The organism is Bradyrhizobium sp. CCBAU 11386 (genome assembly GCF_028128955.1).
Lineage (GTDB): Bacteria > Pseudomonadota > Alphaproteobacteria > Rhizobiales > Xanthobacteraceae > Bradyrhizobium.
This window is the reverse complement of record NZ_LBKA01000008.1, coordinates 113,970-121,469: the sequence shown is the minus strand read 5'-3', so window position 1 is coordinate 121,469 and position 7,500 is coordinate 113,970. Positions and strand designations below refer to the sequence as shown.

Sequence of the window (7,500 nt, the reverse complement as noted above, 5' to 3'; positions counted from 1 at the left end):
TCCGGCCCCAGGCATCCCCGGCCGAAGGTGGCCTTTGAGCGGAGGAGCCCCCTGAATCTTGAGTTTCAGAGCGCAAGCGCTTCACGACAGAACGAAACGCCGAACCATCTCTTCCATCGCGAAGATCTGATTCATCACGGGACCAGTGCGCGTCTGGTCCACTGGGCGCATTCCCGCCTCGGTCAATTCCCGTCAAATTCCGTCTCCCATGCAATCGAGAATGCGCCGACCACAACGTAAGGTACACGGTGCCGCCGCCTTAAATGACTTTGTTTCGTCATACGCTGCGCCCTACGCGCAACTCACATAACCGGCAAGCGCGGATCTGCTTTTTTGAACAATCGTACGCGCTCTGCCATCGAACATATCCCCTGCACCTGACCTAAACCTGACCTGCGCACAGAAGAATTTAGGGTCATCGGGAGCTGCGATTGCGTTCGCCGCCCGCTCGTCACTTCAGTCCGACTGCCGATCGCGGCAGCGGAGAGTCGCGATGAAAGGGAGCAGACCCGCCTAGGAAGCAACCGTCACCGAAAGAGAAACGGAACGCTCGCTAATGAGGCGTAGGGTAAGAATTGGACGCGCATCGCTCCCAGCTCCTGGAGCGTTTTCCGATCACGTTGCGTCGTAACCAGCCGCGACGAGATAATTTTGACATTCCTCGGGTGAGAAGCGTTTGAGAGCGTTGGCGATTGCTTGCCAGAGATCGGGCATGGTGCGCGCTGCGGCGGCCCGCAACAGCGCTTTCAGTTTGGAGAAGGCCATTTCAATCGGGTAGAAGTCTGGACTGTAGGACGGAAGATAGAGCAGGCTAGCTCCGGCCGCCTGGATGGCCTCTCGAACGCCATGGACCTTGTGAGCGGGCAAGTTGTCCATGATAACGGTATCGCCCGGCCGCAGCGATGGGACGAGCAATTGCTCGACGTAGGCCAGGAAAGCGTCGCCATCCATTGGACCGTCCAGAACAAGCGGCGCGATCAGACCGTCCCGAAGCGACGTCGCCACAACTCCAGCACCGTTTCGATCGACGCGCCCGTCGTCCATGATTGAGATCGAATCATGGTGATACATCGAGTCAGAACTCGCGAGCGCGCGCAACAAAAACTACGACTGTAATGTTAGGGCTCCAACCCCTCATAGGCCTTTCGGGCAAACAATAGCCCGCACGGTTAGTCGGCTACCGGTGCCCTGCACATCGTTCTCTACGCGATCGGGATTTTTGTACCGACGGTCTGGATCAAACACTAGGCAAACAAGCGTATCGATTCCATCGAATTTGGAATATCGCGCGACGTCGTTGATCAACTGATCCGTGACTTCCTCTTGACCAAGGCTGCTTCTCGTCATCTTGGCCTCGACCAGGATACGTTCGGCAGGGAGGTAAAAGTCGACCCTTGAGGCATTTCCGGCGAAACTCGGGGTGTGCTCCTCAGGCCGGACATCATCAAAGTGGAGTTTAAGAATTGCGTGCAGAAGATCGTCGTTCACTTCAAACGGTATACCTTTGCGCGCGAGCCGCTGATGGCGTGGTGCGAGGACAACCCGTGGATTATCTGTTCGGGTTCGCCCGCAACACGCGGCTGCTCGCCATGATCGCGGACGAACTGACGGCGGCCCGGGCTACGGCCGAGAAGACCGATCAACCGTCACGCCGCTTCAAGGACTTTCAGTGGAGCTTCAAAACGAACGCCTTCTGGGCGCCCGAAAACTTCGAGCCTTCATCGTTCTTCGCTCCTCCCGGCCGGGGAAATCGCGAAAAACTCTAACCAAAAATGGTCCAGTTCGCCGGCGGCCTCAGATCACGTCGGTGAGCTATTTAAGGCTCTTGATAACGAGCGTGCCAGGACTTTGCGGTTTTCTGGAGTGTTCATCATCGTCGCGTGATTGCCTGGAATCGGTGTGGTATCAATGGCCGCTGCACTCAAAACCCTGTCCCAGCCTCGCATCGGCGAGCTCATCTCTGGAGCTATTGAGCTCTTGTCTAGTCGTGCGCGACAACTTACGGAAGAATCCGTCGCGTAAAACTGATGTACCTCAATTGGCAGCGACGGAGCCCGATATAGCTGCAGCGCCCTTTGAAACTGCTCAATTCTCTCGTACATCAAAGCATTATTGTGATCCGGAGGTATAGCTCCTATTTGATGAGCCTTCTCAAGTAGTTGAGCAATTGAACTGTGCCTTGCAAAGCGCTTTAATAGTTTAAAGTGCTCGTCCTCTAGGGGTTCAAGAGTTTCCAGCACCACTTCGCATACCGTCTGGGTGGGCGTCATGCCGGCTGGCTTTGCGGGTAGCGTAACATCAATGAACGCCATAAATGAGACAGTTTCATTGAGGCTCAGTAAGTGCTCGACTATGGCGTAAGCCAATATTCCGCCTGATGAGTATCCAGCAAATCGATATGGACCCCGGGACCGTATCTCCCTGATCGCCGGAATGACTTGCGAGGCTATCGTTTCAAGAGTTGGTGAACAAACTTCACTGAAAGAAGGCCACGGTAGACCATAGATTGGACAGTCCGCGTCCATTTCCTCCACCAAGTTGAGGATATAGGAACAATCTCCTAAGCCTGTGGGAACAAAGAACAGGGGCGGCTGCGATCCGGTTGCGCGAACACAAATCACTCCCGGACTACTGGGCTGTGGCTCCAAATGAACCTTCAATGCAAGTTCCTTCAGAACTGGGGCTTGGAAGAGATCGGCGGCGGTAAACTTGAACCCGGCATCGAGCGCTCGACTGAGAAGCCGCACCGCTAGCAGTGAGTGCCCGCCCAGTTCGAAGAAGTCGTCGTGGCGTCCGACCCGCTCAACATCCAGAAGCTCGGCCCAGATCTGTGCCAGCGTGATCTCGATCTCGCCTTGCGGCGGCTCATAGGCGCGATGCGCATACGCCTCATCGTCCGGCGCAGCCAGCGCCTTGCGGTCCAGCTTGCCGTTCACCGTCAGCGGCAGCGCCGCCAGCCGCACGAACGCCGATGGCACCATGTACTCCGGCAGGTGTGCACTTATGTGGGCGCGCAAGGCGCCGGCAAGCTCGCTTCCCTCCAGCCCGTTCGAAGCTGCTTCCGGCGCGCACACCACATAGGCGACAAGACGCTGCTCGCCGCCGGGGCCCTCGTGCGCCACCACCACCGCCTCGCGCACGAACGGGTGCTCGCAAAGCCGCGCCGCGATCTCGCCCGGCTCGATCCGGAAGCCGCGGATCTTCACCTGGTCGTCGTTGCGGCCCAAAAACTCCAGATTGCCGTCCGGCAGATAGCGCGCCAGATCGCCGGTGCGGTACAGCCGGTCGCCGTCCACAAAGGGACTGGCGATGAACCGCTCCGCGGTCAGCTCGGGCCGGTTCAGGTAGCCCCGCGCCACCCCCGCCCCGCCAATGCAGAGCTCCCCCACCGCACCGAACGGCACCAGCCCGCCATGATCATCCAGCAGATACACACGCGTGTTCGCAATCGGGCGGCCAATCGGGACAATGGCCCCATCAAACCCATCGGGGCAACTCCAGGTCGCCGCACAAACTGTTGCTTCGGTAGGTCCATAAGCATTGATAATGGATGCTGGAGCCAGACTCCGGATGAGTTCTGCCTTCGGCAGCTCTCCAGCAAGAATGAGAACTTGCGATTCCAAGCCTTCCAGCTTCTGGCTTCCCTGAAGCAAGGCTGGAGGCAGCGTCGCGTGCGTGATGGCTTCGCTTCGCAGATAATCCGATAGCTTGTTACTCGCTTGACGGAGCTCATCCGCAGGCAAATGCAATGCGGCTCCCGAACCAAACGCCATAGCAAGCTCCGAGGCGCTTGCATCAAAACCGAAGGAGGCGAACTGCACCACGCGGCTGTTGCAACAAACGCCAAAAAGCCCGATCTGAGCCAAGCTGAGATTGACCAAGCCGCGATGCTCGACCATGACGCCCTTGGGGGTGCCTGTTGATCCCGAGGTGTAGATCACATAGGCGAGATGGCGCGAGGTCAGGCCGAGCGCGCGCGGGTCCGGATCCGACGCCGGCAGATTTGCCCATTCCGGCGACGCCGCCAGATCCACCACCGTCAGATCGCGTAGCGCATCGTCGCCCAGCGCCGATCGCCCCGCTGCATCGGCCAGCAGCACTCGCGGCGCCGCATCGTCGAGAACCTGCCGCAGCCGCGCCGGCGGATAGGCCGGGTCCAGCGGCAGGTACGCCCCGCCCGCCTTGAGGATCGCCAAAAGCCCGACCACCATCGCCACGCTGCGCGCAACGCAGATCGCCACCGGCTGGTCCGGCCTGACCCCGAGCCCGATCAGATGATGCGCCAGGCGGTTGGCCCGCGCATTGAGCTCGCCATAGCTGACGCGCTGGTCCTGATAGACCACCGCCACCGCCTCCGGCGCTTTTTGCACCTGCGCCTCAAACAGCTCATGGATGCACTGCTGCTCAGAATACGTCACCGCCGTCCGGTTCAGTTCCTCCAGCAGATACGCGCGCTCGTCGGCTGGCAGCAGCTCAATCCGCCCGACCGCTTGCTGCGCATCGGCAACCATCGCCCGCAGCAGCGCCAGCAGATAATCCCGCTGCCGCTCGATGGTCGCGCGATCGAACAGCGCCGTGGCATAACCCAGCGTCCCGGCGATCACCTCGCCCTGCTCGCCAAGGCTCAGCTCCAGATCGAACTTGACCTGATCGAAGCCGTCTGCCGCCGCCTCCACACGCAGCCCAGGAAGGTCGAACGTCCCAGCGGTGTTGTTCTGCCAGGCCAGCATCACCTGGAACAACGGCGTGTGATCAAGAGCCCGGGGCGGCTGCACGATCTCCACCACCTGCTCGAACGGCAGGTCCTGGTGCTCCTGCGCTCCCAAGGCCGTGCGCCGCGTCCGCTCCAACAGCTCCGACACGCTCGGCTCGCCCGACAGGTCCAGCCGCAGCGCCAGCGTGTTGACGAAGAAGCCGATCAGCTCTTCGATCTCGCGGCGACCGCGATTAGCGCTCGGCACGCCAATCACAAGATCGTCCTGTCCCGACAGACGCGACAGCACCGCAGCCCACCCCGCCAGCACTGTCATGAACAACGTCGTGCCTTGCTGCGGGCCCAGCCGCTTCAGCTCCCGCGTCAGATCCGCATCGATGACGATCGGGACTGTCGCCCCCGCAAACGACTGCTGCGCCGGCCGCGGCCGGTCCGTCGGCAGCGCCAGACGGGCCGGCGCGCCGGACAGATTGCTGCGCCAATACTGCGCCTGGCGCTGCAGCCGCGCGCCCGACAGCCACTGCCGTTGCCAGGCGGCATAGTCCGGATACTGGATTGCAAGCGGCGGCAGCGGATCGCCTTCTCCGGCCACGAACGCCCGGTACAGCTGACTGAGTTCACGCGCCAACACGCCCAGCGACCAGCCATCCGAGACAATGTGATGCTGCGTCAGCAGCAAGACGTGCTCCTCATCCGAGATCCGGATCAGCCGGCCGCGGATCAGCGGGCCACGCGCCAGATCGAACGGCGTGCGCGCCTCTTCCCTGCACAGACCCAATAGCGCCTCGTCCGCATCCGGCCTGTCCCGCAGATCGTGCTCCACAACCGGCAGCCCCGCATCCTCCGGCAGCAGCTCCACCCAGGGCTTGCCCTCCGGCGCGACAAACACGCTGCGCAGCGCCTCATGGCGCGCCAACACACGGTCTAGGCTACGCTGCCAGGCGCTGCGGTCGAGCCCACCCTTGAGCCGCCACCCGAGTGGAATGTGATAGTTCGTGCTGCTCTGATCCAGCTGCGCCAAAAACCACAGCCGCTGCTGCGCAAACGACAGCACAAGCGGCGCTTCACGCGACACCGGCGCAATGGCTGGCAGGTCTTGCGCGCCGGAGCGGCTCAACTCATCCATGATACTCGCGGCCAGATCGGCCAGCACCGGTTTGGCAAACAGCGTGGTCAGCGGAAGTGTGAAGCCAATGGCCTGCGAGACCCGGCTCAACAGCTGCACCGCTAGCAGTGAGTGCCCGCCCAGTTCGAAGAAGTCGTCGTGGCGTCCGACCCGCTCCACACCGAGCAGCTCGGCCCAGATCTGTGCCAGCGTGGTCTCGATCTCGCCTTGCGGCGGCTCATAGGCGCGATGCGCATATGCCTCAGCGCCCGGCGCCGGCAGCGCCTTGCGGTCCAGCTTGCCGTTCGCCGTCAGCGGCAGCGCCGCCAGCCGGACGAACGCCGATGGCACCATGTAGTCCGGCAGGTGCGCACTTATGTGCGCGCGCAAGGCGCCGGCAAGCTCGCTTCCCTCCAGCCCGTTCGAAGCTGCTTCCGGCGCGCACACCACATAGGCGACAAGACGCTGCTCGCCGCCGGGGCCCTCGTGCGCCACCACCACCGCCTCGCGCACGAACGGGTGCTCGCAAAGCCGCGCCGCGATCTCGCCCGGCTCGATCCGGAAGCCGCGGATCTTCACCTGGTCGTCGTTGCGGCCCAAAAACTCCAGATTGCCGTCCGGCAGATAGCGCGCCAGATCGCCGGTGCGGTACAGCCGGTCGCCGTCCACAAAGGGACTGGCGATGAACCGCTCCGCGGTCAGCTCGGGCCGGTTCAGATAGCCGCGCGCCACCCCCGCCCCGCCGATGTAGAGCTCCCCGACCGCGCCAAACGGAACGGGCGCACCATGACCGTCCAGCAGATAGATCCGCGTGTTCGCGATTGGACGGCCAATCGGGACAATGGCGCCATCAAACTCATCCGGACAACTCCACGCTGTCACGTCGATCGCAGCTTCCGTCGGACCGTACAGATTGTGCAGGCCCGTCCAAGGCAAGAGGCGCCGAACCCTATGCACACTGGCGGCAGGAAGCGCCTCGCCGCTACATAAAACTCGCCGCAGCGACCTGCAGCTCTCAACACTCTTCGCATCCATAAAATTGACCAGCATGGATGGCACGAAGTGAACCGTCGTGATGCGCTGGCTGATGATCAAGTCGACCAATGCAGCGGGATCTCTGTGCGCACCGGGCGGCGCCAGCACCAGGGTTGCCCCTTCAAGCAAGGTCCAGAAGAACTCCCAGGCCGAGACATCGAAGCCAAATGGCGTCTTCTGCANGCGCGTGTTCGCAATCGGACGGCCAATCGTCTCAACGACAACGTCCCCCCTTCGCACGCAGATCCAGGTTGAGTACGTGGTGGTTTCAGAAGGCGCGTACAGATTACAAATCTTCTGGACCCGACTGCTCGCGAAGATCTTCTCGATCAGTTCCGCCGTCAGCCACTCGCCCGCCAAATTGACGACGCTGGCCGAAGCCGGCACTGCTTTCCTGTCGACCAGAGCGGCAATCGCCGAGGGCACTGTGTTGATCAAAGAGATATCCAAAGACCTCTCGGCCAGCGCCAGCGCATTCTCGACAAGGTAAAGCGTGCTTCCTTGCGAAAGCGGAACGAAGCACTCATAGACGGACAGATCAAAACTGATCGAGGTGGCAAACAGCGTGCGGCTGATCTCTGATGCCGTAAACACGTCGCTGCTCCAATGCAGCAGGTTCACCGTGCTCGCATGCTCAATCATGACG

At 61.5% G+C, this 7,500-nt stretch carries 3 protein-coding genes and 1 pseudogene; 1 reads left to right on the top strand and 3 read right to left on the bottom strand.

The window, feature by feature from the left end:
- Positions 1-615 precede the first annotated feature (615 nt).
- A pseudogene (locus tag XI09_RS03060) lies at positions 616-1,005 on the bottom strand (transposase); the annotation flags it as partial.
- Positions 1,006-1,134: 129 nt separating this feature from the next.
- Positions 1,135-1,488 carry a hypothetical protein gene (locus XI09_RS03055; RefSeq protein WP_271565605.1) on the bottom strand — a complete coding sequence of 118 codons (354 nt, stop codon included), beginning with the start codon at positions 1,486-1,488 and terminating at the stop codon, positions 1,135-1,137.
- 56 nt (positions 1,489-1,544) lie between these two features.
- On the opposite strand from XI09_RS03055, the gene XI09_RS03050 reads away from it, so the two are divergent.
- Positions 1,545-1,766: a hypothetical protein gene (locus XI09_RS03050; protein WP_271565604.1), complete on the top strand. Its 222-nt coding sequence runs from the start codon at positions 1,545-1,547 to the stop codon at positions 1,764-1,766.
- Between the two features lie 33 nt (positions 1,767-1,799).
- Here the strand turns inward: XI09_RS03050 and XI09_RS03045 are convergent, their stop codons facing one another.
- On the bottom strand, positions 1,800-7,496 hold the full coding sequence (locus XI09_RS03045; protein WP_271565603.1) for a non-ribosomal peptide synthetase: 5,697 nt from the start codon (positions 7,494-7,496) through the stop codon (positions 1,800-1,802).
- Between the last annotated feature and the right edge of the window lie 4 nt (positions 7,497-7,500).